Source organism: Tepidisphaeraceae bacterium (genome assembly GCA_035998445.1).
Classification (GTDB): domain Bacteria; phylum Planctomycetota; class Phycisphaerae; order Tepidisphaerales; family Tepidisphaeraceae; genus DASYHQ01.
Window position 1 is genome coordinate 15,921 of record DASYHQ010000023.1, and the last position, 24,559, is coordinate 40,479.

The following is a 24,559-nucleotide window of genomic DNA, read 5'->3' on the forward strand; positions in this document are numbered from 1 at the left end:
GAAGCAGCGTGAACCCGAGCCGCACCTTACGCGCACGCAACGTCGGGCTGGCACTGAGTATCGTCGTGATGGGTGTGTCGCCGCTCGCGGCGCAGGTGCAGCCGGGCGCGCCAGCGACCGCGCCCGCCACGGCGCCAACGACCGCGCCAGCGGCAGCGGTCGATGCGGCGCTTCATCAGGCGGCACACGCGCAAGGGCAGGCGTGCGGCGACGCCCTGCTCGCCGGTGACTTCAAGACGCTGATCCGCTTCACCCATCCCAAGATCATCGAGATGGTCGGCGGCGTCGACGCCATGATCGCGACGCTCGAGAAGGGCGAGCGCGAGATGAAGACGGGTGGCATGCGCCTGACCGCCGTCACGATCGGTGCTCCGTTGCAGATCATCACCACCGAGACCGCTGCGTTCGCGGTCCTGCCGCAGCGCATCAACCTCGCCTTGTCCGGTGGGCAAGCATTGCATGACAGTTTCCTCCTTGGTCATAGCACTGATCGCGGGGCGACCTGGACGTTCGTCGATGGCACCGGCCTGAACGACCGCACGATGAAGTTGCTTTTTCCCGATGCGCCGGCCGACCTGAAGCTGCCGGCCAAACAGAAGCCGACGTTCATATCCGACAAGTGACGGGCTCGTTTCCATGCCGCCGCGCATGTGAATCCACGGCTCATACGATCGCCTGCGCTACTTCTGCAATTTCCAATACGCCTGAGCCGTCCCTTTGCTCAGCGGTTGTTCGTTGTCACCGGCGACCGCGATGATGCGGCCCTCGGCATCCTTGCGGAAGCCCAGTTGATCGCCTTCCTGCAGGCGAACCGTGGTCGTCGCATTGGGGCTCAGCGTCGTGTACAGCTTGTACGTGCCGGTCTTCGGGGCCGTCTGCATCACCGGTTCATTAGTGCGGCCTTGCGTGACGATCGTCGTGCCCGGCTGGGCGCCGCAGCCCGCGGTGAACAGTCCGGTCACAACACAGGCACGCAGCGCGAAATTTCTCAGCAGCATCGGCGGCTCCTTCACAAGTTCTTCCGGTAGTTCCAGTAGGCCTGCGACGTCAGGCCCGACAGGCCGTACGACTGGTCCTTGTAATATGCCTCGACCCCACCGTCGGCCGCCTTGCGGAAGCCGAGCGGTTCGCCTTCGGCGACCTGGATCGTCACGACTGGGTTGGGGTTGGCGGCCGTCGTCAGCGTGTAGGTGCCGGTGTAGGGGGCTTGGCCGCCCACGTCGGGATTAGTGGGGCCGGCGGTAAAGACCGTCTCGCCCTCCTGCGCGCCGCAACCGCCTAAGAACAGGCAGAGCGTCGCGAGCATCGTAAACAAACTGAATCGCATCGTGGTCATAACGGCACCTCCTGCGGCCGCTGCAGAACCTACGGCATGACCCCGCAAGCGGGGAACCCCTGTTTTTATCGGACGCGAAAGAAGTGTTCGTTCGACGATATAATGTGGTCGTGCTCGGTCCGCTGCGCATCCTCCACGTCGACATGGACGCGTTCTACGCGTCGGTCGAACAGCTCGATCAGCCGCACCTGCGCGGCCGGCCGGTGCTGGTAGGACATGACGGGCCACGCGGTGTGGTGTCGGCGGCATCGTACGAGGCGCGCAGGTTCGGATGCCGCAGCGCCCAACCGACCGCCGTCGCGAAGCGGTTGTGTCCGCATGCGATCGTGGTGCCGGTGCGGTTCGCGCGGTACGGCGAGGTATCGCGGCAGGTGTTCGCGATCTTCGAAAGCTACACGCCGCTCGTTCAGGCGCTAAGCGTCGACGAAGCCTTCCTCGACGTCGCCGCCAGCGTGCGGTTGTTTGGCGAGCCAATCGAGATCGCGCGGCAGATCAAGCAGCGCATCCACGGCGACACCGGTCTCACCGCTTCGGTCGGCGTGGCGCCGAACAAGTTCCTGGCCAAGCTGGCGTCGGACATGAACAAGCCCGATGGCCTGACCGTCATCGGCGACCACAACGTCGACGAGATCATGCCGCCGCTGCCGGTCGAGAAGATCTGGGGCATCGGCCCGAAGACGATGGAGCGCCTCAACGACATCGGCGTGCGCACGGTCGGTGACCTGCGCAGACTGCCCGTAGAGCTGCTGAAACTGCGCCTTGGCGACGAGGCCGACCACTACCGCCGGCTGGCCTTCGGCATCGACGCCCGTGCCGTCTCGCCCGACCGCGACGCCAAGAGCATCGGTCAGGAACAAACCTTCGGCCAAGACCTGACCGACCCCGAAGCCGTGCGCAGCGTCATTCTCGGCCAGACCGAACAGGTCAGCGCGCGCCTGCGCCGCAACGCGGTGGTGGCGCGGTCGGTCACCGTGAAGATCCGCTACGGCGACTTCGAAACCATCACCCGCCGGACCACGCTGGTGGAGGCCGTCGACACCACCGCGCCACTTTGGAACGCCGCCAAGGCTCTGTTCGACGCCTGGGCGGCGAAGGACTTCCGCCCGGTGCGACTGATCGGCGTTACCGCTAGCCAACTGTCAACCGCGGCGGAGCAGTCGTCGCTCTTTCCCGATCCAGCTCGCGAGAAGGAGAAGCGGCTCGACAACGTGGTCGATCAGATCAACGCCAAGTTCGGCAAGCGAGCCGTCAGCCGCGCACAGGCGACGTCCAGACGGCGAACGGAAAAGTAGGGAAACCGTATCGGGCGACGTGCAGGACGTGCCGTCACTTCTTCAGAAAGTTCGCCAGCAGCTTCTCGCCCTGTTCGGTCAGGAAGCTTTCCGGGTGATATTGAACGCCTTCCAGCGGCCACGTCTTGTGGCGAACGCCCATGATCTCGTTGTCGCCGGTCCAACTGGTAATCTCGTACTCCGGTGGCAACGTTCCCTGGCGGATGATGAGGCTGTGATACCGCGTGGCGGTGAACGGGTTGGGCATGCCGGTGTAGATCGTCCGGCCATCGTGGTGAATCGTGTCGGTCTTGCCATGCATGAGCTTGGCCGCCCGCTCGACGATCGCGCCGGCGGTGAAGCCGATGCACTGATGCCCAAGACACACGCCCAGCACCGGCAGCTTCGGGCCGAAGTGGCGAATGATGTCGTTGCTGACCCCGCCTTCCTTCGGCGTGCAGGGGCCGGGGCTGACGACGATGTGCGTCGGCTTCAGTTCCTCGACCTGATCGACCGACACCTTGTCGTTGCGAAACACCTTCATCTCCAGCCCCGGCGACACCTCGCCGAGCTTCTGGACCAGGTTGTAGGTGAACGAGTCGTAGTTATCGATCAGGACGATCATGGCGCGGGGATTGTAGGTGAGTTGCGCCCGGACTGCTACTGGAGCCGGCGATAGCAGTCGCAGGCTCCCAGTCGTCACATCAGGAAAAACAACCGTGGATTTACACTCCCTACTCGTATAAGCAGTAATGCGACCGTTTCACCCGGAAAGGCTCCCATGCTCGACATGCTGCGCCTGCGGCTCGACACGCTGAACTTCCTCGCGTCGCTCGCGACGCGCGGCGACTTCACACGCTTCGGTCCGAAGAACAACGTGGTGCTCGTGAGCCATCCCGACCTCATCCGCGAGGTGCTGGTCACGCAGGCCGCTAAGTTCATCAAGGGGCCGGCGCTGCGGTCGACGAAGTCCACCCTCGGCGAAGGGCTGCTGACCAGCGAGGGCGACTTCCACAAGCGCCAACGGCGCATCATTCAACCGGCGTTCCACGCGACGCACGTCGCGACCTACGGCCAGACGATGGTGCAGTTCACCGACCGCCTCAGCGGCGCCTGGCAGGACGGGCAGACCGTCGACATCCACGAGGCCGCCACCCGGCTGACACTGGAGATCGTCGCCAAGACGCTGTTCGATGCCGAGGTGGAACAGGACATCGCCGAGATCGGCCGCGCGATGACGGCCAGCGTCGAGCTGTTTCCCATCCTGCTCTTGCCGTTCGGCAACTGGCTCGCGCGCCTGCCGCTGCCCCCCGTACGACGGTTCCACCACACCTGGCCGAAGATGACGCAGACGATCGAGCGTTTCATCGCCGAGCGGACCGCCAGTGGCGCGACGGGCAACGATCTTCTCTCGGTCCTCATTCGGGCCACCGATCCCGAAGAATCGGCCGGCGATGGCGGTGGCTATCGCATGAGCCCCCAGCAGCTGCGCGACGAGGCGATCACGCTCTTCACCGCCGGCCACGAGACGACCGCCAACGGGCTTACGTATGCGTTTCACCTGATCGCGCACTACCCAGAGGTTCAACAAAAGCTGCATGCCGAGTTGGACGCCGCGCTGGCCGGGCGAAAGCCCGAGGCGAAGGACCTCGACGCGCTGCCGTACACGCGCGCGATCGTCAGCGAGGCGATGCGCGCCTACCCGCCCGTCTGGACCGTCGGCCGCGAGGCCAACGACGACGTGCAGCTCGGCGAGCACACGCTGAAGAAGGGCGCGATCGTGCTGACCAGCCAGTGGGTTGCCCACCACGACGCCCGCTGGTGGCCCCGCCCCAACGAGTTCGACCCCGACCGCTGGCTGACGCCCGATCCCGACCGCCCGCGCTACGCCTACTTCCCCTTCGCCGGTGGCCCGCGGTCGTGCATCGGCGAGGCCTTCGCGTGGATGGAGATGATCCTGGTGCTGGCGACCATCGCCCAGCGATGGTCGTTCGAGCCACAGTCGCCGCGCGAGCTTCGGCTGGCCCCAAGTATCACGCTGCGCCCGAAAGATGCGGTGCGCGTCCGCGTCACGCCGCGGTAACGTGTTCATCGCAACAGCAGCGAACGCGAAGGTCGCAACGGGCGGACGCGAAGCACCGCGAAGAGGATCTTCACCCCCGGCGGCAGTTTGGGTAAGCGGAAACACGACATCGTGCACCATTTTGCACCATTGTGCACCATTGGGTGTGACCGATACACATCCCGCGACGTCACGCGTGTCGGCTATTCAATTGTCAAAGAGCGCACTCTCCAACTCTACGCTCGCGCTGCGCGATCCACGTTGGTTTAGCGCAACACTCCGGCGATCACGTTGCGCCGCGCCGCACGTAGCATGGGCGTCTCACCCATGACAATGGCCGGAGCAGCGGATGTTGTTCCTGCAGACGATATTGCGTCGGTCGTCACCGTAGCATGGGCGCCAGAGCCCATGGTGTCGGTACCCCAGCACGTCGGATGGTACACCATCCAAATCAGCAATCGCGCCATCGAAGGGGTTGCCAGCACCAATGGTAGAGCAGATCGCTTGCGCTCGTTATCTCGGGCCGAGTACGGCCCGACACCGCGGGGTACCGCGGCTCCATGGGCGAGACGCCCATGCTACGTGCAGAGCGAGCCCGGCGATGCACGCTTACGCCCCCGCAGAACGACAAGGCGTGATAAGATGTAATCCACGCCTTCAGACGCGGGAGCGCCTGTTACACAGAAGTGCTTGCGGCTCGCGTCGACCTACTCCTGCTCGATCGCCAGCACCGACGTCCGCGGGACGAACAGGCGCTTGCCGCCTTCGGTTTCCAGGATGATCCACTGGCTGTCGATGCTGCGCAGCACGCCCTTCAGCACGTCGCGCCGCGGGCCCGGGGCCAGGGCGGGGGCGCCCTGGATCAGGTGCAGCGAGACGGTCTGGCCCGCCAGCGCGGTGGCCATCGCGGTCGCCGCGCCGCTGTCGGCGTGGGCGACGGTGCCGGAATGAGCGCCGCCGCTCGGCTGGGTCGCCGTGCGCCCCAGCGGCGCCATCGCGACCGACGACCCCCGGCCCGCAGGCTTGGCGCCGGCAGTCTGCTTCACGTCACGGCCCGCGGTACAGCCGGTGGTGACGATCGCGAGCAGGGAGAGCGTGCTGAGGACAGTGGTACGCGTCATGGGGATGATCCGTTAGAGATAGGTCGCTTCACGATTGCATGGTCGCGTCAGCGACGATGCCGGCGTAGCTCAATTGGTCGTCGCTCACGCAGATATCGCTGGCGCTAACCGCGCGGGAAGACGCGCACGTGAACCAGTTTCCCGTCATCGTCAAAGTCAGCCACGTGGACGCCGTCCTTCCCGTTGCGCGGCTCCACGTGCCACTCGGCGATCACGTGGCGCGGCCCGCTGGTGACGCGGTCGACGATGATCTGCTCGCCGCGCGACATCACGCCCTCGCACAGCTTCACCATGCGGTTGCGTACATCCGCATACCCCTTTGCCGCCGTGCCCACGTTCGGGTTGTGGTAGACACCGTCACGGTTCCAGTTGGCCATGATGGCGTCCGGATCGTACGCGTTCACGCCCGCAAAGGCGGCGAGGAGGGTGGATTCAAGAGACTCATTCATTTGGTGTTTGTTTCGGTCACGGAGACCTTGTCTTTCCCCCAGGAGCGGTAGCGCTTGCTGAGCTTTCCGCTCTTCGTCAGCACACCAGAGGCCTTCATGGCGGCAGTGCGATCACCCGCGTGGGCGACCTTCAACGCGGCCTTCAACGCAGCGGGGGACCACGTTCGAAGCGGCGCGCTCACGATCGGCTTACTCTTTGCCATACGTGCCATCCTTTCTCACGGACCAGACACCAATGATATTCTTCGATTCCCGTACGCACAGCTGAATATGCGCGCCGTGAAAGATTCCGCTGCGGGACCACACGCGTTGTCGCGGCCCTGTCGGCACGAACACGGCCCGAACCGTCTCCACGTCGAACCCAGCCGATGCCAGATCAACGAACAGTTGATTGAACACCAAGCAGTCGAGATACTTGTGGTTGTTTGCGTTCTGCGGCAACCGGAGGCCGCTCGCTTTGAAGTCGGCTGCCACCTTCTGATACTGCAGTTCGAGCAGTTCAGCGTTCTTCGGATCCAAGAGGTCGATGCATTGGCCCAACCGCAACACTGCGCCCACTACGGCAGCTTCTTTGCCGTAGCGCCGTTCAGCCCACCACCATGCCTGCTGCGGCGCGTGCTCCCAGAAGTAGATGCCGTGTCCGAGCCAGTCATCGGTGTTCTCGCTGGGATCAAACACCCGGCCCCGAAGCAGGGATTCTACTGTCTTTCGACGCGTGCCATGAAAACCGATTGCCAACCGGTCATAGGCGGTCGGATTCACGGCAAATTCGGCCATTGTTTCACGCGTTCCCTACGCCGCCTTCACCGCGGCGGTCACCTTCTGCGCCGCGTCGGTCAGATCCGTCGCGGCGATGATCATCGGCAGGTCCTTGGCGGCGGCCTTCAGGATCTCGCGGGCCTTGTCGACGTTGGTGCCTTCTAGGCGGACGACGACGGGCACCTTGAAGCCGATCTCCTTGCCGGCGGCCACCAGGGCCTCGGCGATCAAATCGCACTTGGCGATGCCGCCGAAGATGTTGACGAGGATGCCCTTCACGTTCGGGTCGGACAGGATGATGCCGAACGCCTCGCGGGCGCCCTCGGCCGTCACGCTGCCGCCGACGTCGAGGAAGTTGGCTGGCTCCTCGCCGTGCAGCTTGATGATGTCCATCGTCGCCATTGCCAGGCCGGCGCCGTTGACGAGGCAGCCGATCGTGCCGTCGAGCGCGATGTAGTTCAGCGCGGCCTTGCGGGCGCGAACGTCCAGCGGCTTCTCCTGGCTCTCGTCGACCATCGCTTCCAGGTCCTTATGGCGGAACATCGCGTTGTCGTCGAAGTTGAACTTCGCGTCCAGCGCGACCAGCTGCCCGTCCTTCGTCACCACCAGCGGGTTGATCTCGGCGATCGAGGCGTCGGTCTGCACGAACGACTTGGCGAGGTTCAGGATGAGCTTCGTCACCTCGTTGGCCATCTTGCCGGTGAAGCCGAGCTTGTAGGCAACCTCGCGGGCCTGGTAGGCCTGCAGGCCGAGCGTGGGGTGAAGGGCTTCCTTGAAGACCTTCTCGGGATGATCCTTGGCAACCTCTTCGATCTCCACGCCGCCTTCGGCGCTGGCGATCAGCGTCGCGGTGCCGCGGCCACGGTCGATGGTGATGCCGAGGTAGTATTCCTTGGCGATGTCGACGCCGGGCGCCACCAGCAGCACGTTGACCGGCACGCCTTCGGGGCCGGTCTGGTTGCTGACCATGCGGTTGCTCAGCATGAACTTGGCGGCATCGAACGCTTCATCTGCGGTGTTGCAGAGCTTCACGAAACCGGCCTTGCCGCGGCCGCCCGCGTACACCTGGGCCTTCACCACGCACATCGCGCCGCCGAACTTCTTGAACGCCGCGCGGGCCTCTTCGGGGTTGTACACGACCTCGGCGGGGGGAACGGGAACGCCGGCTGCGGAAAGGATCTGACGGGCCTGATATTCGTGGATCTTCATGGTGCCGACGAGCATAGCGGGGGGAGGGGGATTGGACAATTGCGGGAACTGGAGGGGAGGTGTTGGTCTTCTGTGGGACAGGCATTCTTGCCTGTCTCTCTTGGTCTCCCCCCGTATTGTCGAAATCAAAATCCCAAGTCCCAATGCCAAACAAATCACCAAGCACCAAATCCCAATCGTAAAGATGGCCTGCTCTGTGTCTGCCTCTGTGCTCTCTGTGCCCACTGTGGTTCAATCTCTTCTTCTTCGCGACTCCTTCGCGGCCTTCGCGTCCAGCTCATCTCTGAATACGGGGGGAGAGACAGGCAGGAATGCCTGTCCTACAGAAGAACGGCGGCTACTGATCCAAAAACTGCTTCGCCGACGGGCAAAGTTCCTTCAGCGGGCATTCTGCACACCTGGGCTTGCGGGCGATGCAGATGGCGCGGCCGTGGGCGATCAGCAGGTGGCTCCAGAGGGCCCAGTCGTCCTGGGGCACGACGGGCATCAAATCCTGCTCGATCTTCACGGCGTCGGCGTGCTTGGTCAGGCCCAGTCGGCCGGCGACGCGGGTGACGTGGGTGTCGACGGTCACGCCGACGTTGATGCCGAAGGCGTTGCCCAGCACCACGTTGGCGGTCTTCCGGCCGACGCCGGGCAGGGCATGCAACTCGTCCATCGTGCGCGGCACCTGGCCGTCATGCTGTTCCAGCAGGGTAGCGGCCATCGCGCGGATGTTGGTGGCCTTGTTGCGGAAAAAGCCGGTGGACTGGATCTGCTTCTCCAACGTCTCCTGCGGCACGTTCGCAAAATCGGCAGCGGTTTTATGCCTGGCGAAGAGATCCTTTGTGACGATGTTCACCCGTGCGTCGGTGCATTGGGCGGACAGCATGGTGGCGACCAGCAGTTGCAGGGGGTTCTGGAAATCGAGGCTGCAGGTGGCTTGGGGATAGGTTGCCTTGAGGATCGGCAGGATCGCGTCGACGCGCGCCTTGCGGGCTTGGATGGTTTTGGAAGAGGGCTTGGGCATGAGGCGTCTTTAACGTGGCATGGGCGTCCCGCCCATGCGTGTGATGAGGCCGGTAGATTCTATTTGTTCCAGATGGCTTGGTCGGCGCTATCTGCAGCTAATCACGGTGCAAGTTTCAATCCACACGCATGGGCGAGACGCCCATGCCACGGCCGGAGCAGAGCCGCTCGCATCACGATTTCGACACCACTGGCGCCGGCATCGTGGGTACATCACCACCGGTTCCGGCCTTGGGCATAATGTTCCCGCTGAAGACGATCATCCCCAGCAGCATGCCGACGACGGCCATCAGCAGGGTTACCGTGCGGCGGCCCTCGCGGTCGAAGTCGTCCTTGGCGGGGTTGGCGATGTCGGGGTCGTCGGCGTTGTCGATGTAACGCTCACGGTGCGCCAAAACGCGCGGCCAGTGGATGCGCCAGTCGTACAACATGACGGCCGTTGCGCCGAAGAAGAGCATCACGCGCAGCGCGAAGGCGCCAAAATTACTGCGGAACGCGTCCGGGCCGCTGCGGAGGTCGATCATGAAGGCCTGCAACAGCAGCGTAAGGCCCAGCACCGCGGCGCAGGCCAGTTGCACGCGCGACAGCCGGGCGACGAGGTCGCCGACGATCGACCCCGCAAGCAGCGTGGCGTGCTGGTTTTCCAGGTTCACCGACAGCACGGTCGGCAGGATCGGCTTGTAGTCCGTGACGGTCTTGAAGATCGTCGGCGCCGCAATCGCGATAAACAGCACCGCGCCGAACCATGTCGACAGGCTAAGCCAGTACGCGATCTGCACGAGCTGAAAGAGGGTCTCCGACATGGGCATGGGAGCGTAGGGCCGCGAACACCGAAGTTCAATGGACGATCCCGTCCTGACGATCACCCCGCCCCTCGCGAGCTAATTTTTTCTTCATATAGCCCGCCGCTTGCGGCGGGAAAACGCACCCCTGCCCTGGCACACGTTCGTCACCCATCACGCCTTGGTCAACTCAATCTCAATCACCTCACTCGGGCAAAACAACCGAATATGCAGCGTGGTAAACCCCAGCCCGCGGTTCGGCACGAGCCACGTGCCGTCGATGAGATGCGGCCCCTTCACGTACCGGCGGGGCAGGCTGTCGTGGCGAATGATCGGCACGCCGCCCGGCAAGCAGATCTGCCCGCCATGCGTGTGGCCCGACAGCATGACATCCGCAGATAAGGGCTTCATGGGGTGAATAAGGTCCGGGTAGTGCGACAAGATGATCCGCGGCACGCCGGCCTCGCGCGGATTCTGCCCCATCTCGTCCAGCCATTGCGGCGTGACATGCTCGCGCAGGCAGCCGGCCGTACCGATGAGCTCGATCGAGCGGCCGTGCCGCTCAACGACCCGCCGCTGACCATTTAATAAGGTGACGTTGCTGTCCGCCAACCGCGGTTCGAAGCGCATGCCGTCGTGGTTGCCCAAAATGCCAAAGATGCCAACCTTGGCCGACAATCCCGCGACAAACTTCATGATGACCGGCAGGGCGGCAGTGTGGTCGAACTTGTCGTCGACAAAGTCGCCGGTCACCAGCACCAGGTCGGCTTGGGCGTCGCGAATGGCATCCAGTAGCACGTCATAGGCTTCGTGCCAGCGGTGGGTGGTGTGCAGGTCGGACAGGTGGATGATGCGCGTGCCGACCAGTTCGTCGGGCAAATCGCGGATCGGCAGCGTCACCACGTTCCACTCGAACCCCTCCGGCGAGCCCACCTGAAGCCACTTCCCCTTTGGCCCCAGCCGGCGGCGCGTGGCGGTGGGGGTGCTGGTGCTAGGAAGGGACATGCGGACTTACCTGTTCGTCGCGTTGCGCGTTATCGGTCACGCGCATCATGAGTTAATGATTGCGGCCCCATACTCGCGACGTATAATAAGCGGCTCGGAAACGATGGCCAGCCCGAAATTACCGCCCCCGAGGTTCGCGATGCGGACGACGAGGCGGTAAGACACGCGACGCGCAGCAGCACAGTCAGGACCGTCCCCCATGCGTTCATCGATCTTACGTCGCCAGCGCAGCATGACCATCGGCCTGTACCTGAACGCCGCGCTGTTGGCGGTTATCGCGGTGGCGCTGCTGAACCGGCCCGACGCCCCGCGCCTGCTGCCCGAGTTGCCGACTGCGTACGGACAGAACCAACCCGCCTTTGCCGGTGGGGCGGGGCTGTTCGTGGTGCCCGGCCAATTCGCGTCGAACACGTTTGGCTGTTATCTCATGGATGTCGACGCGCAGACGCTCTGTGCGTACCAGTGGTTTCCCGGCGAAAAGAAGCTGCGCCTCGTGGCGGCCCGGTCCTTTCAGCACGACCGGTTCCTGGGCGAGTTCAACACCGACGCCCCGGCCCCGCCGGAGGTGAAGGCCATGCTGGACAAGCAACGCGAGGCGCCTCGCGGGCAGTAAGACGACGAACCGAAACGACGACTTAGGACCCAGACGACCCTTAGCACGTAAACCGCGGGACGACCAACCGTCCCCAACACACATCAGGAGCCGCACCCATGGCCAAAATGTTTTACACGATGGACGAGGCCAAGGCCGCACTCGGCAAGTCCGAGGACGAGATCAAAGCCTACGCTCGCGAAGGTCGCCTGCGCGAGTTCCGCGACGGTCCGCGCCTGATGTTCAAGAGCGACCAGATCGAAGCCCTGAAGAACGACGTCGGCGGTGGAGACAGTGGCGCGCCGATCAGCTTGGCCGACTCGCGCTCGAGCAGTGGCGCCGGCATCGAACTGGAAGACCCCGGAATCAGTGGGTCGGGTCTGGGTTCGGGCCTGAGCAGCAGCGGTGGCGGAGGTGGGTCGGGTATCGGTGGGCTGTCGGGCTCGGGCCTGGGCAATATCACGCTGAAGGATGACACCGCCCTGGCGGCCGACCTTGGCTTGTCGGGCACGGGCCTGAGCGGCACGGCCGCGGGCGCCCGGGCCGGCACCGGCATGAGCGGGTCGATGGGTGGCAGCCGGGTCGGCATCAACGTCTTCGGCGAAGACGCCGACCATGCCGACCCCATGGCCCAGACGAACGTGTCGCCTGCCATGCGCGACCAATTGAGCCTGGAAGCCGTGGGCAGCGGGTCGGGCCTGCTCGATCTGACGCGCGAGAGCGACGACACCAGCCTTGGCGCCGATACGCTCGACGAGATCACTCCCGGCACCAGCCGTGGCAACCGCAGCGCCGCCCCGATGTCCGACACGGTCGGCTCGCTGGCCGGTGGCACGGGCATCGGTTCGGGGGTGCCCGCGATCGAGACCAGCGCCCCCGCCGTCACGCGTTCCCCGCGCGGCGCGGTCGTCCGCGAGGTCGAACGGCCCGATCCAATGGCCCCCGCGTTCGGTGGCGCCGCACTGGGCGCCGCGTTCCTCGGCCTGTTCGCCGCCTTCGCGATCTTCGCCGGCAGCATGGGCGCCTACCCCGACCTCGTCCAAAAGGCCGGCGAGCAGACCTTCTTCATCCTGACCGCGATCCTCCTCGGCATCGCGCTCCTGTTCTGGGTCTTCGGGTTGTTTATTGGAAAAGCCCTGGGTGGACGCTAATCCCCAGAACGCGAGAGAAGCATATTCCCTCGACCGACGGCCTGTTCACTTAAGTGAACAGGCCTTTTTTTTGCGCCGTCTGTCGGAAGGTCCCAATTCTCGTCATCCTGAGGCACTCCGAAGGATCTCTTTGTCCTCTACACGTGGGATCGAAGAGATCCTTCGGAGTACCTCAGGATGACGACGCTTGTGTTGATCAGCTCACTTCACTGGCGTGTGCGCCGGCGCTGTCGCGTCGGCGCCGTCACCGGTTCATTCCCCGGCAACTCGATGCGTGGCGGCGGCTCCGGCGTCACCAGCGTTAGCGCGGGGTACCAGAACTTCGCGACCCGATAGTTCAGCTCCGTATCGATCGCCAACCGCTCCAGCCGCTCCCCCTTCAACGGTCCACTGGCCGCCTGCCCGTCCAGCGTCCAAAGGCTGCCGCTGTCGGCGTCGATCAACATCTGCCCGCGACGTTCGTCGGGGGTGACGAGGTTGAACGCGGGAAACAGATCCTCCTTCACCCGCCGATCGAACGCGACCGGCTGGCCCGTGATCGATTCCGGCAGGAACAGCACTGCGGTGCCACCGGCGCTGAAGTTGGCGACGGTCGTCAGCGATGGCGTTTCCACGAGCGCGACCGGCTGCGCGCCATGCACGATCGTGACCAGCGCGTCCGGCTCGTCGTCCATCGCCGTGGGCAACGGGTACGCCGACAGCAACGGCTGGGCGGGACCGGTCGCCAGGCTGGGCAGCATCACGCGCGTGTTGGGGTGCAGCGCCCGCCACTGGCGCCAAGGCATCTTTTGCGTCGCCACAACGCTGCGCACACCGCTGGGCGTCTTGCCATCGTCGGTCAGACCGGTGATGCCGTTGATAAACTGCCCGTTGCGCCGGTTGTAGACCAGCAGCGCATTGGCCGGCATGGAAACGAGGTCCAGCTCGGCCGCCCTGATCGTGCGGTTGACCAGCATGGCGCTGGCGGCGTTGGCGTAGGGGTTCCAGAGCAGCAGCAGGCGCAGCTCACGATCGGTCTGCACGACCACCGGCGCGTTGAACAGCGCCGCGTACGGGAACGCCAATGGCCGCTCGGCGAAGGTCAGGCCGACGACGTAGTCGTCATCGTTGATAAACGCGGTGTCGGCCGCCTCGACGAAGTGCGGCTCGTCGGCGATCGCGAAGCGCTGCATCGGGCCGATCGCGAACGTGTGCGCGAAGAGCGATACCACCGGCGCCAGCCCGATGAGCCACCACGCCCGCCGGCGGCCCATGACCACCAGCGCCACCACCGCCATGCAGAACACCACCGACGCCGTCGCGAGCGGCCACTGCAACTGACGCACGGCGCAGATCACCTCGACCCCATGCGCGTACCGCGCCAGATCCGGGTGCGTCCCGTACGCCATCACACCAGCGGTGATGATCGCAAAGAGGATGAACGCCAGCGGAGCAAGCACAGCGGTTAGCGTAACGCACCCGGCGCACGCGGGGAAGGAAAACGCGAAATCGCGACGCCCACCCCACGCCTCATCGATGAAGCGACGGCACTTGTGCCGCTCCGCCTTCCGCTCAAACGAATCGATTCGGCATTTCCGTCCCCGCATCCTACAATCGTCCCTATGCCGCTCGTCGCTTCCGTTCAAAACTTGACCAAAATTTACCGCAAGCCCGGCACCACCGTCGAAGTGGCGGCGTTGCGGGCTACGAACCTCGACTTCGTGCAAGGTGAGTACACCGCCATCATGGGGGCCAGCGGGTCGGGCAAGAGCACGCTGATGAACATCCTGGGCTGCCTGGACCAGCCGTCCAGCGGCCACTACATCCTTGGCGACATCGACATCAGCACGCTGCCCGACGACAAGCTTTCGGAAATCCGCAGCCAGCGCATCGGCTTCATCTTCCAGAACTTCAATTTGATCCAGCAGCTCACCGTTTTGGAAAACCTGGAGGTGCCGATGTTCTACCTCGGCATCTCCCCGGCCCAGCGGCGGGCCAAGGCGATGGAACTGGCCGACCGCGTCGGCCTGACCGAACGGCTGGACCATCGCCCCATGCAGCTTTCCGGTGGACAGCAGCAGCGCGTCTGCATCGCGCGGGCGCTGGTGAACGATCCCCTGATCGTGCTCGCCGACGAACCGACGGGTGCCTTGGACAGCAAGACCGGCCACGCCGTGCTGGAGTTGTTCGACGAACTGGTCGCCGACGGCCGGACGATCATTCTCGTCACCCACGACCCGAGCGTCGGCCACCGCTGCCAGCGCGTCATCCACCTGCACGACGGCAAGGTGCAACGCGACGAGCGCAACGCGCGCCACGAAGTGCACGGCGAAGCGACGCAGTTCGGCTAGGAGCGATTCGAATTCGTCTCGTCACCCGTACCACGGGCGGCTCGCCCATGATCTTTCGTGAGCAAACGGGCGGGCCGCCCGTGGTACGGAGTTTCGAAACAGCTTCTAGTCGTCTCCGCAATCTGCCCGTCGCGAAAGCGATGCGCTGTATCATCGGGGGCATGAAGGATGCTCTCCTGCTTCTGCTCGTCGCCGTCGCTTGGTCGATGTACTTCTTCAGTTCAACGGCCGCTGGCGCCGCCGGCCCGGTTGGGCCATCGGTGGAAGGCCTGGTACTTTGGCTCGACGCTGCCGACCGCGCCACGTTGGAAATCGATGATCAGGACCGCGTGCGCAGCTGGCGCAGCAAGACCGCAAGCCACGTAACGCTCAAGTCGGGTGCCGATCCAGACTCACGGCCCGTTTTCGCCAAAGACGCCATCAACAAGTTGCCCGCCGTTCGGTTTCCGGGACACCAGCACCTTACCGCCAGCCGCGACCTTCGTGCGGCGAAAGGACCGGTTACCGCGTTCGTCGTCTATCAACGCAAGGCTGATCAGGTTGGAGAGCAGCAGTGGCAACGGCTGGTCAGCGCGCGGATTGAGGGCGAGGCGGCGGACAACCAGCCGCCAAACTTCATTCTGCTGGCCGAGACAGACGGCCAGCCGCTGGCGGTACCGCCGACCATTACACACAGTGAGGCGGCCAATGTCGCGCTGGGAAAAGTCACCATCGGCGCATCCACCGAGGGCGGCAACTGGTTCGCCGGCGACGTGGCCGAGGTGCTGCTCTACGAGCGCGCGTTCCTGTCCTACGGCGACCAGCGCAGCGTCATCGATTACCTGCAAACCAAGTGGAAGGCCCACATCCACGAGGTCGGCTGGACCCGCGTTGGCGAACTGGGGCCGACCCCCGAGCACAAGCGGCAAGACCTGCCGTTGTCCGACCAGGCCAACCGTGGCAAGTGGACGCTCGACCAAACGTTCAGCGACGAGTTCAACGCCCCCGAACTGGACATGAAGCGTTGGCACGTCAACCCGGTCGACCACGACAACGACTGGATGGGCCGCGAGCCCGCGATGTTCACGACCACCAACGTAGTGCAGCGGGAGGGCATGCTGCAGCTAACGTTCCGCAAGGAGACCGTGCCGCTGATGAAGGCGTGGAAGGGATACGCCGACTACACGTCTGCGTTCATTCGCACACGCGGGCGCACGGGGTACGGCTACTACGAGACGCGCATCCGCCCGATGTCGTCGGCCGGGTCCAGCTCGTTCTGGTTTACCAATACGGGCATCGATGATCAGAAGATCGAGATCGACGTCTTCGAGATCGGGGCCAAGGCCAAGGGGTTCGAGCGCAAGTACAACATGACCGCCCACGTCTGGCGAACGCCCGAGAGCGACCGGCACTGGGCGGTGGGAGGCGTGTGGGAGGCGCCGTGGAACCTCGACCACGACTTCCACGTTTACGGGTTCGAGTGGAACGCCGATGAGCTTACGTGGTACGTCGACGGCGTGGTCGTCCGCCGGATGCGGAACACCAACTGGTTCCTGCCGATGTGGATGATCTACGACAGCGAGGCGATGTGGGACTGGTTCGGGCAGGTCGACGACGCCGACCTGCCCTCAACCTACTACATCGACTACATCCGCGTCTGGCGAAGCGAATGAGGCTCGGTGTTTCCTGCCCACGCTGCTCGCGTTACTTCATCTGATAGATGCCGCGCCCGGCCGATGCGAAGCGCTTGCGCTCCTTGATCAGCGTCTGGTTGACGATCGCGCGGAACATGGGGCTGGACGATTGGTAGCCAGCCGCCAGCACGCCGTCGACAATCTCGCTGACCGACATCGGCTTGCCGCTCTTGCCCAGCACCGCTTCCAGCGTCGCCACGAGGCTCTGCTCGTTGCGTGGCCGCTTGCCCCCACGGCGGCGACCGGCGGTTCCATTGGTGCCGCTGGCGGCGCTACCGTCACCGTCGATCCTGGCGATCTGGCCGTCAATCGCGTCCAGATCGCCCTGCAGTTGCTTGCGGCGTTTCAGGAGCTTCTTCAGTTCCGTTTCCCGGCTTGCCAGGATGTTCTTGAGTTGCGCGATCGACAGTCCGACGGGTTCACGTTTAGCCATAGTTGTATCCTTCAAGGTGCTAACCATATCAAATTTGCCGGCGGGTACCATAGTTGCACATCGTAAACTGTAAATGAGGGTGATACGGGGAGTGGACAATGATGAACGGAAATGTGCAGTTCACGACACCTTGTCATACTGAGGTACTCCGAAGGATCTTCCCGCGTATTCCACTCTCTGCGGAAGAGATCCTTCGGAGTATCTCAGGATGACGAACTGCGCGGTTTCGTATACCAATCGCATAGACGCGGTGGCGAAAGTGGCGCAACTGAGTTTTTGCAACTCGCCGCCCAATATCCAGCATCCCCGCGATCGATAACTTGTCGCGGCGACCGTCGTACCCCTTGCGGAAATACGACGTCTCAAAAACAATAGACGCTGGCGACCAATGGGGTGAGACGGAGCGAAACCATGAACGCACGGCTGGCGACAACTTTTTCGACGGCGATCATCCTGATGCTCGCGGGCGCAGCGTGCGACGAGACGCCGCAGGCGCCGCTCGTCCTGCCACCGCCCGAACCGGCCACTCAGCCCGCGCCCGAGCCGGAACGGCCGACGACCCAGGCGCTGCTCGATGGCCCGCGCAAGCGGCTGTCGCTGGAGGTGCTGCCGTTGTCGCTGGAGGTTCCCGAAAGCTGGCAGTTGCAGCGCATCGGCGGCTCGACCGTTCTCACCGGGCCCGCGCCGTCGAGCGACGTCACGATTCATCTCACGACGCGCTCGATCGGCACCGAGATCATCCCGCTGGCCGAGAAGGGCGCGATGGACGAGGCCAAGCAGAACCCCCAGGCCAACCCACTGGCGGCCGGGCGCTCGGTCAACGGCATCAAGATCTTCGAGCGCCAGTCGGTCGGCACCGCACCGCTGGACGACGGCACGCCGACCTATCGCTGGATCATCAGCGCTTACGGCAACGGCGACAAGGAGACGTCGCCCGTCTACGAGCTGAGCTTCTTCATGCTGACCAAAGGCGACTTCGAGAAGGACCGCGCGTTTCTCTATTCGATCGTCGATTCAATGCAATGGGCCGGCACGCCATAACGGCAACAATGCGATGATCTTCTTCCCGTAGCATGGGCGGGACGCCCATGACGGTGGAGAGAACGAGAATCGAAATGAGTAGCAGACAGCGCCGGCCGAAGCGAAAGCAACTAGAACAATCTTCCGGCCTCACCGCGGTCATGGGCGGGACGCCCATGCTACGGGAAGATCGCCAATCTCGAGCGCACGTTTGAGCGACAGTTCCCTTGTCCACGCAACCCGCCATCACGCGCCTCGCCCCTTCGCCGACCGGTGCGCTGCACCTCGGCAACGCGCGCACGTTCCTCGTCAACTGGCTGCTCGCGCGACAGCAGGACTGGCGCATCGTGCTGCGCATCGAGGACCTCGATGGCCCGCGACTGAAGGTCGGGGCGGATCGGCAGTTGATCGACGACCTGCAATGGCTCGGCATCGATTGGGACGATGGGCCAACGTATCAATCGACGCGGCTGGCGAGCTACCAAGCGGCGGCCGAACGGTTGATGGCACAGCGGGATGCGTACGCGTGCATCTGCACGCGCAAGGAGATCGAGACCGCCGCCAGCGCGCCGCACGCCGAGGATGGCGCAACGGTCTACCCCGGCACGTGCCGCGGGCGCTTTACTGATCTGGCCACCGCCCGCGCCGCCACAACGCACGGTGTGGCCGCGGTGCGGTTTGCGGTGCCGGCGGCGCCAATCGCGTTTGACGACGCCTTCGCTGGCCCGCAGCGGTGGGCTAACGTCGCGCAGCAGTTGGGTGATTTCGTGATCCTCAAAGGGGATGGCCTGGCGGCGTACCAGTTGGCGGTGGTGATCGACGATGCCGAGGCCGGTGTCACCGAAGTCGTACGCGGCGACGATTTGATCGACTCGTCGCCACGCCAGATCCTGCTCTACCGCGCGCTCGGCCTGGCCGAACGCATCCCACGTTACACGCACTTGCCGTTGATCGTCGGCCCCGATAGCCGCCGCCTCGCGAAGCGCCACGGCGATACGCGGCTGGCGACGTACCGCGCGATTGATCCATCGCCGCAGCGCGCGTTGCGCTTGCTGGCGCGATGGTGCGGGATCGACGACACGAGCGATGTCCGGACGGCTCGGGACCTGGTCGGTCGACTTGATCTAACCAGGTTCTCCAAAGACGCGATCACCTTCACCGCCGCGGACGACCGGTTCTTGCGCAGCGGGAAAACGTGAAGTGGTCCTTCACGAATTACGTTCCCCTTTTCGCCGCAGACCGCCTACCGCGCCCGGAGGGCGTCGCGGATTTCCATCAGCAGTTCCTGATCGCGCGACGGGGCCGGCGGGGCAGCGGGGGCCGGATCGGGCTTGCGGCGGGCAATGTTGATCAATTTCACCACCGCGAAGATCGCCAGTGCGACAATCAGGAAGTCGATCACCGAATTGATGAACAGACCGTACTCCATATTCACTGCAGGCTTGAGCATCTTACCCGCGGCGTCGATCTCGGCCTCTTTTAATTCCAGCCGCTTATCCTTGAAGTCGACCCCACCCGTAATCAAACCCAGCGGCGGCATAATCACATTGCTGACCAGCGAGCTGACGATCTTACCGAAGGCCGCCCCGATGACGACGCCGACCGCGAGATCAACAACGTTGCCGCGCAGCGCGAACTCTTTGAATTCCTGGAAGACGGTGGCCATGACGATTCCTTTGGTGTGAGCCCGACGCGCCAGTGTCGAAGCGGACACGGCGGTCAGCGGAATCGTAACTGCCAAGCGAGCACAGCTGCAAGAAGATGAGATGCGCGGACGACGTTTTCACCACCACTACACCTGCAGCGGCACTTTCGAAGTGACTGGCTGCGGGATTGCGTTCACATCCGCCAAGTGCACCTCCCGGCCACTGGTCAGCAGGCCGCGACGGCCGGAGAGCACGCTTTTCAGCTTGGCCATGCCGAAGCCGATGCCGCAGCGCGTCAATCGCACTAGGTGCTCCGGGTGCTTCAGGCTCACCTTCACGTATTGTCGGCGGACGGGCTTCTGGCGATAGAACTTGCTGATGACTTCAAGGTAATGGCGGTCCAGTTCGTCGACGGTCATGCCGTCAGGCGCCCAGACGAAGTTCATGCCGTTCATCTTTTCCCAGTGATCCTCGCGGATCGCGGCGCCGAACATCTCCTTGTAGATCGGGCTGCCAGGATAGGGCGTGAACTTCGTGAGGTTCATGATCGTCATCGGGATGCGCTGGACGAAGTCCTTGGTCATCTGGATGCTCTCGGCCGTCTCACCGGGGTAGCCCAGCATGAACAGGCCCTTTACGCGAATGCCAGCGGCGGCCGTCCAGCGGACGGCCTCTTCGCTCTTGGCGACGCGGGCGCTCTTGTCCATTTTGCGCAGCATCTCGTCAGAACCCGTTTCCAAACCGAAGCTGATCTGCCAGCAGCCGGCCTGCTTCATCAATCCAAGGATATCGGGTTTGACGGTGTCGACCCGGGCGGCGCAGCTCCAGGTCATCTTCAGGCCGCTGGCCAGCAGCAGGTTGCAGAACTCGGTCGTGCGAAGTTTGCTGGCGAGGAAGAGGTCGTCGACGAAGAGCACGTGGCGCACGCCGTAGCGCTCGTTCAGGTGCTGCATCATCTCGACGACCTTCGCCGGCGAGTAGTAGCGCACGCGGGCGCCAAAGGTCGACGTGTCGCAGAACTTGCAGTGAAACGGGCACCCGCGGCTGGCGGCGATCGTGGCGACCGGGCCGCGCGGGTAGTCGTAGACCGCCAACGGGTAAGCCTTGGGGAAGTCGGGCAGAAGGTCCCACGCGGGGAAGGGCAGGCCATCGAGATCGTTCGGCGTCATCGGCGCGGGCGTGACCTTCAGCTTCCCACCATTGGTGGCGTCGCGGAAAATCAAACCGCGGACGGTCGACAGGTCATTGCCCGCGTCCAGGGCCTTCAGCAACTCGACGAGGATCTTCTCCCCCTCGCCCTGCACCGCGACGTCGAAATCGGGGAAGCGCGCGATTGTTTCCAGCCCCATCGAGGCGATGTGCGGCCCACCGACGATAATCGTCGTCTCCGGCAGCGCCGCCTTCACCAAGCGTGCGATCTTGGCCGATTCCGACACGCCGACGGTAAACAGCGTAATGCCGACGTACCGCGGCTTGGCGGCGATCACCCGCGCGGCGACGGCGTCGGCATCCAAGTCGAGAATGTCCGCCTCGATGATCGACGGCTCGTACCCGTGCAGCCGCACTTCGGCCGCCAAATGCAACAACCCCAACGACGGAGATCGGTTGGTAATGTGCTTGATAAACGCATACCCCGGCGAGATCCGCTCGTAGGGCGGATTTACAAACAAGATGTGCCGGTCGTTTGGTACAGCCATGGGGTTACTCGCGTGCGACCATCAAGCATAAACCATCTGCGGCGGCGGGCCAATGTCTTTGCATCGCCTGTAGAGAGGGGAGCCACGATGGCGCGAACGCACGAAGGAGGACACGAAGGGGCCGGGAAGGTTGGATTAGCAAGTGGGAGGAGGAGGGAAGGCTGACGAGCACCACCAACTGTCATCCCGAGCGGAGCCTGAAGGCTAGCGGACGAAACCCCTCGCGTCAGGCTTGACCCGTGTCATCCCGATGGGAGCTTTGGCGACCTGAGGGATCTCGAACCACGGACGGTTCTCGCCCTTGGGAGATGGGTCAGGTCGCCAAAGCTCCCATCGGGATGACAGTTCACGTGGACTGGCGGCGCTGTCTTGATTGGGATTTGGTCATCGGGCATTTGTTGGTCATTGGGACTTGGTCATTCTCCCTCTTCCCCTCCCCCGCGCCGTTTCTGCGCGTTTTTTCCGAACCCCTCGCTTGCAATTTCCGTAACCAAAGTCAAACTGACTCGCGAAACCGTTCGGCTCGGGCAAGACGAGAGGCTGGCGGTTTCAGGGGTTTTGACGAAGTTCGTCGCATCCCAAGGTGGGATGCCTCTTCGGGCAACACAGACAAATGCTGGCGGTTCGCCGGCGAAATGACATCTCATCGCACAGGAGTTCCTTTATGGCACGGATGCCTCAATGGATCGGTTCCGCGGCGCTTAGCCTCGCGGCCATCACCCTCACCACCGGTTGCGTTTCCCAGGAACAGTACAACGCGCTCAAGATGCGCACCGACCGGTTGACCGAGCAGCTGGCCAACGCCGAGCGCGAGGGCGCCAGCGCCCGCGCTGAAGCCGACATGCGCCGCAAGGCCCTCGAGGCCATCGCCAACTCCGGCGACAACAAGGACGGCCTGATCGCCAACCTGACCAACCAGAATGGCGCCCTGCAGGGCCAGCTCGACGAGCTCAACCGCAAGTACGCCGAGGCCGTCGGCAAGTTTGGCACGATCGGCACCGCGCTGCCGATCCCGCTCACCAACGATCTGACCGCCTTCGCGCAGGCCAACCCCGATCTGGTCGAGTTCGACGCGACCCGCGGCATCGTGAAGTTCAAGAGCGACCTCACGTTCGCCCCAGGATCGGCCGAGGTGAAGCCCGAGGCCAAGAACGCGATCGCCCGCTTTGCCCAGATCGTGAACAGCCCCAACGCCAGCAGCTACGAGCTGCTGGTCGCCGGCCACACCGACAACGCCCGCGTGAGCAATCCCGCGACGATCTCGGCCGGTCATAAGGACAACTGGTACCTGTCGGCCCACCGCGCGATCACGGTCGCCGGTGAGCTGCGTTCGCACAACACCAACCCGCAGCGCCTGGGCGTGATCGGCTACGCCGACCAGCGTCCGGTCGCCAGCAACGACAGCGACGCCGGCCGCACCCGCAACCGCCGCGTGGAGGTCCTGATCCTCCCGACGACGGTCCGCAGCACGCCGATCCCCAACAACAACAGCAACAACAATAACAACGCCGCCGTCCGCCCGGCCGCCAAGCCAGCAATGAACAAGGACTCGGCCACGGTCGTCGAACCCGCGATGAACAAATAAGGTTCGTCGGTCAATCGACGCCAAACTGCATCAAACTCAAACGCCCCGTGCCTGAATGGCACGGGGCGTTTTTCGTTGCACCTTGGTCCAGGTGGGTTAGGAGCGGGGACGCGCACGCGATGTGTCATCCCGAGGGGAGCGGTAGCGACCCGAGGGATCTCCCACGGCCCGCACCGTCAGTCAATCCAGATCCCTCAGGTCGCTACCGCTCCCGTTCGGGATGACATACTTTGCCGCACGCGCACGCGATCCGTCAGAGGGTGCCGTGCGTCCCCCCTGCCAAACCCCATAACTATTTGATTTTCAATATTGTCAAACGCAATCGCGCAATTTTTGCCTAAGTCGCGATTTGCTTCCGTCGATACCCATTGTGGAGGACCTGTGGATGGGTGCCCGTGTCCGAGCCGGACCGTTCTGGCCGAAGGCGCGGCCCCGCAACCCCGGGAGCGTTTCACATGAAAAAGATCGCCAGCTTTCTAGCCGTCTTAGTGGGGATGACGACCGCAGCCAACGCAGCGCCGGTCAAGTTCGTGTTCGATCCAAACACGCTGCTGGATGCCACTTCAACCTCGGTCGGCCTGCGCGCCGAACAGGCCGCTCCGCGGCTGGTGGTGGGCAACCGCAGCAACCTCAGCGGCGTCGCCCGCACGTTCTACACCAACACGAACGGCGACACGAACCAGCCCAACGAGCTGAACGCCTACAACAACTGGGTGGACAGCCTCGGCAGCACCGGTGAAGGCATCACCGCATTTAACATGTGGGTGACCACCACCACCATCGCCAACAATCCATACAACAGCTCCGCCTCGGGCAGTTGGAAACAAGGGCTCTACCGCGACGGCACGCACGGCAACACGTCGTACGGCCTTAGCGCCACCGCGGCCGACGGATGGAACGCGCTGGTCACCGAGGTCTTCTCGGGCACGTACGGCGTGATGTGGTACACCCTCGATTCCACCAAGAGCATCCGCCCCACAAAGCTGGGTGGCGCCGACCTGCCCAACTTCAGCTTCAGCATGATCGACTCGAACGCCGTCGTCGGAGAAGACTACCGCCTGTGGGTAGGCGCCAGCGCCGGTGGCCCGGGCACCGCCGACACCGGTTTGAAATTCGACACCACCGGCTGGGGCAACCGCACCACGACGATCTCGCCGTTCGCCTCCACCGACGGCCCGACCGTAGGCTCGGAAGGCTCGGTCTGGCAGGGCATCATCACCGTGACGGCCGTGCCCGAACCGAACTGCCTGGGCCTGCTGTCGGTCGGCCTGCTCGCCATGGCCCGTCGGCGGTAGGCGGCACGGCTGGCAGACGACATCAAACCATCGCTGTACACCCCGAGCTCGTAGAGTCGGGGTTTTTTCATTGGAAGTTCGCGGGCAACTGGTGGAGATGGGGGCGGTATAAAAGGGAAAGAACGGAGTACCTCA

The 24,559-nt window shown here is 63.9% G+C and carries 26 protein-coding genes; 11 read left to right on the top strand and 15 right to left on the bottom strand.

What is annotated here, in order from left to right:
• Window positions 1–8 precede the first annotated feature (8 nt).
• Window positions 9–623, top strand: a complete 615-nt coding sequence (locus VGN72_10200) for a hypothetical protein (protein ID HEV7299725.1) — start codon at window positions 9–11, stop codon at window positions 621–623.
• A gap of 57 nt (window positions 624–680) precedes the next feature.
• Here the strand turns inward: VGN72_10200 and VGN72_10205 are convergent, their stop codons facing one another.
• The gene (locus tag VGN72_10205; GenBank protein ID HEV7299726.1) at window positions 681–998 is read right to left on the bottom strand and encodes a hypothetical protein; all 318 of its coding nucleotides are present in this window, start codon (window positions 996–998) and stop codon (window positions 681–683) included.
• Between the two features lie 11 nt (window positions 999–1,009).
• Window positions 1,010–1,336 carry a hypothetical protein gene (locus tag VGN72_10210; GenBank protein HEV7299727.1) on the bottom strand — a complete coding sequence of 109 codons (327 nt, stop codon included), beginning with the start codon at window positions 1,334–1,336 and terminating at the stop codon, window positions 1,010–1,012.
• 83 nt (window positions 1,337–1,419) lie between these two features.
• On the opposite strand from VGN72_10210, the gene VGN72_10215 reads away from it, so the two are divergent.
• A complete protein-coding gene (locus VGN72_10215) occupies window positions 1,420–2,628 on the top strand; it encodes a DNA polymerase IV (protein HEV7299728.1) in 1,209 nt (402 codons plus the stop codon).
• A 34-nt stretch (window positions 2,629–2,662) separates the two neighbouring features.
• On the opposite strand, the gene VGN72_10220 is transcribed toward VGN72_10215, so the two are convergent.
• Window positions 2,663–3,232, bottom strand: coding sequence for an aminodeoxychorismate/anthranilate synthase component II (locus VGN72_10220; protein ID HEV7299729.1), 570 nt, complete (start codon window positions 3,230–3,232; stop codon window positions 2,663–2,665).
• Between the two features lie 156 nt (window positions 3,233–3,388).
• Here VGN72_10220 and VGN72_10225 point away from each other — a divergent pair, with 156 nt between their 5' ends.
• On the top strand, window positions 3,389–4,690 hold the full coding sequence (locus VGN72_10225) for a cytochrome P450 (GenBank protein ID HEV7299730.1): 1,302 nt from the start codon (window positions 3,389–3,391) through the stop codon (window positions 4,688–4,690).
• Between the two features lie 686 nt (window positions 4,691–5,376).
• Here the strand turns inward: VGN72_10225 and VGN72_10230 are convergent.
• From VGN72_10230 to VGN72_10265, 8 genes are all read right to left on the bottom strand, one after another.
• The gene (locus VGN72_10230) at window positions 5,377–5,790 is read right to left on the bottom strand and encodes a hypothetical protein (protein HEV7299731.1); all 414 of its coding nucleotides are present in this window, start codon (window positions 5,788–5,790) and stop codon (window positions 5,377–5,379) included.
• Between the two features lie 104 nt (window positions 5,791–5,894).
• Window positions 5,895–6,239: a nuclear transport factor 2 family protein gene (locus VGN72_10235; GenBank protein HEV7299732.1), complete on the bottom strand. Its 345-nt coding sequence runs from the start codon at window positions 6,237–6,239 to the stop codon at window positions 5,895–5,897.
• Complete coding sequence (locus VGN72_10240) at window positions 6,236–6,442, bottom strand: hypothetical protein (GenBank protein HEV7299733.1); 207 nt, start codon at window positions 6,440–6,442, stop codon at window positions 6,236–6,238. Before VGN72_10240 ends, VGN72_10235 begins: the two co-directional genes overlap by 4 nt.
• Window positions 6,429–7,016, bottom strand: coding sequence for a hypothetical protein (locus tag VGN72_10245; protein ID HEV7299734.1), 588 nt, complete (start codon window positions 7,014–7,016; stop codon window positions 6,429–6,431). Before VGN72_10245 ends, VGN72_10240 begins: the two co-directional genes overlap by 14 nt.
• Before the next feature lie 15 nt (window positions 7,017–7,031).
• Window positions 7,032–8,207, bottom strand: a complete 1,176-nt coding sequence (gene sucC, locus VGN72_10250) for an ADP-forming succinate--CoA ligase subunit beta (protein HEV7299735.1) — start codon at window positions 8,205–8,207, stop codon at window positions 7,032–7,034.
• 337 nt (window positions 8,208–8,544) lie between these two features.
• Complete coding sequence (gene nth, locus VGN72_10255) at window positions 8,545–9,216, bottom strand: endonuclease III (protein HEV7299736.1); 672 nt, start codon at window positions 9,214–9,216, stop codon at window positions 8,545–8,547.
• A gap of 172 nt (window positions 9,217–9,388) precedes the next feature.
• Window positions 9,389–10,018 (bottom strand): hypothetical protein, encoded by a 630-nt coding sequence (locus tag VGN72_10260; protein ID HEV7299737.1) that lies wholly within the window; start codon window positions 10,016–10,018, stop codon window positions 9,389–9,391.
• 153 nt (window positions 10,019–10,171) lie between these two features.
• Window positions 10,172–11,002: a metallophosphoesterase gene (locus VGN72_10265; protein ID HEV7299738.1), complete on the bottom strand. Its 831-nt coding sequence runs from the start codon at window positions 11,000–11,002 to the stop codon at window positions 10,172–10,174.
• Window positions 11,003–11,201: 199 nt separating this feature from the next.
• Here VGN72_10265 and VGN72_10270 point away from each other — a divergent pair, with 199 nt between their 5' ends.
• Window positions 11,202–11,615 carry a hypothetical protein gene (locus VGN72_10270; protein HEV7299739.1) on the top strand — a complete coding sequence of 138 codons (414 nt, stop codon included), beginning with the start codon at window positions 11,202–11,204 and terminating at the stop codon, window positions 11,613–11,615.
• A 98-nt stretch (window positions 11,616–11,713) separates the two neighbouring features.
• Entirely contained in the window at window positions 11,714–12,745 is a 1,032-nt protein-coding gene (locus tag VGN72_10275; protein HEV7299740.1) for a helix-turn-helix domain-containing protein, read from the top strand.
• Window positions 12,746–12,951: 206 nt separating this feature from the next.
• Here the strand turns inward: VGN72_10275 and VGN72_10280 are convergent, their stop codons facing one another.
• Window positions 12,952–14,184: a DUF3179 domain-containing (seleno)protein gene (locus tag VGN72_10280; GenBank protein HEV7299741.1), complete on the bottom strand. Its 1,233-nt coding sequence runs from the start codon at window positions 14,182–14,184 to the stop codon at window positions 12,952–12,954.
• 189 nt (window positions 14,185–14,373) lie between these two features.
• Here VGN72_10280 and VGN72_10285 point away from each other — a divergent pair, with 189 nt between their 5' ends.
• Both VGN72_10285 and VGN72_10290 read left to right on the top strand, forming a co-directional pair.
• Window positions 14,374–15,075 (top strand): ABC transporter ATP-binding protein, encoded by a 702-nt coding sequence (locus VGN72_10285; protein HEV7299742.1) that lies wholly within the window; start codon window positions 14,374–14,376, stop codon window positions 15,073–15,075.
• Window positions 15,076–15,236: 161 nt separating this feature from the next.
• Window positions 15,237–16,727: a family 16 glycosylhydrolase gene (locus VGN72_10290; GenBank protein ID HEV7299743.1), complete on the top strand. Its 1,491-nt coding sequence runs from the start codon at window positions 15,237–15,239 to the stop codon at window positions 16,725–16,727.
• 31 nt (window positions 16,728–16,758) lie between these two features.
• Here VGN72_10290 and VGN72_10295 read toward each other — a convergent pair whose 3' ends face one another.
• Window positions 16,759–17,181 (bottom strand): hypothetical protein, encoded by a 423-nt coding sequence (locus VGN72_10295; GenBank protein HEV7299744.1) that lies wholly within the window; start codon window positions 17,179–17,181, stop codon window positions 16,759–16,761.
• Between the two features lie 411 nt (window positions 17,182–17,592).
• On the opposite strand from VGN72_10295, the gene VGN72_10300 reads away from it, so the two are divergent.
• Window positions 17,593–18,222 carry a hypothetical protein gene (locus VGN72_10300; GenBank protein ID HEV7299745.1) on the top strand — a complete coding sequence of 210 codons (630 nt, stop codon included), beginning with the start codon at window positions 17,593–17,595 and terminating at the stop codon, window positions 18,220–18,222.
• Between the two features lie 206 nt (window positions 18,223–18,428).
• Window positions 18,429–19,400, top strand: a complete 972-nt coding sequence (gluQRS, locus tag VGN72_10305) for a tRNA glutamyl-Q(34) synthetase GluQRS (protein ID HEV7299746.1) — start codon at window positions 18,429–18,431, stop codon at window positions 19,398–19,400.
• 44 nt (window positions 19,401–19,444) lie between these two features.
• On the opposite strand, the gene mscL is transcribed toward gluQRS, so the two are convergent.
• Both mscL and VGN72_10315 read right to left on the bottom strand, forming a co-directional pair.
• The gene (mscL, locus tag VGN72_10310; protein HEV7299747.1) at window positions 19,445–19,867 is read right to left on the bottom strand and encodes a large-conductance mechanosensitive channel protein MscL; all 423 of its coding nucleotides are present in this window, start codon (window positions 19,865–19,867) and stop codon (window positions 19,445–19,447) included.
• Between the two features lie 126 nt (window positions 19,868–19,993).
• On the bottom strand, window positions 19,994–21,544 hold the full coding sequence (locus VGN72_10315; GenBank protein ID HEV7299748.1) for a radical SAM protein: 1,551 nt from the start codon (window positions 21,542–21,544) through the stop codon (window positions 19,994–19,996).
• Between the two features lie 664 nt (window positions 21,545–22,208).
• Between VGN72_10315 and VGN72_10320 the strand changes: the two genes are divergently transcribed.
• The gene (locus VGN72_10320) at window positions 22,209–23,129 is read left to right on the top strand and encodes an OmpA family protein (protein ID HEV7299749.1); all 921 of its coding nucleotides are present in this window, start codon (window positions 22,209–22,211) and stop codon (window positions 23,127–23,129) included.
• 455 nt (window positions 23,130–23,584) lie between these two features.
• Entirely contained in the window at window positions 23,585–24,424 is an 840-nt protein-coding gene (locus VGN72_10325) for a PEP-CTERM sorting domain-containing protein (protein HEV7299750.1), read from the top strand.
• The last annotated feature ends 135 nt before the right edge of the window (window positions 24,425–24,559 follow it).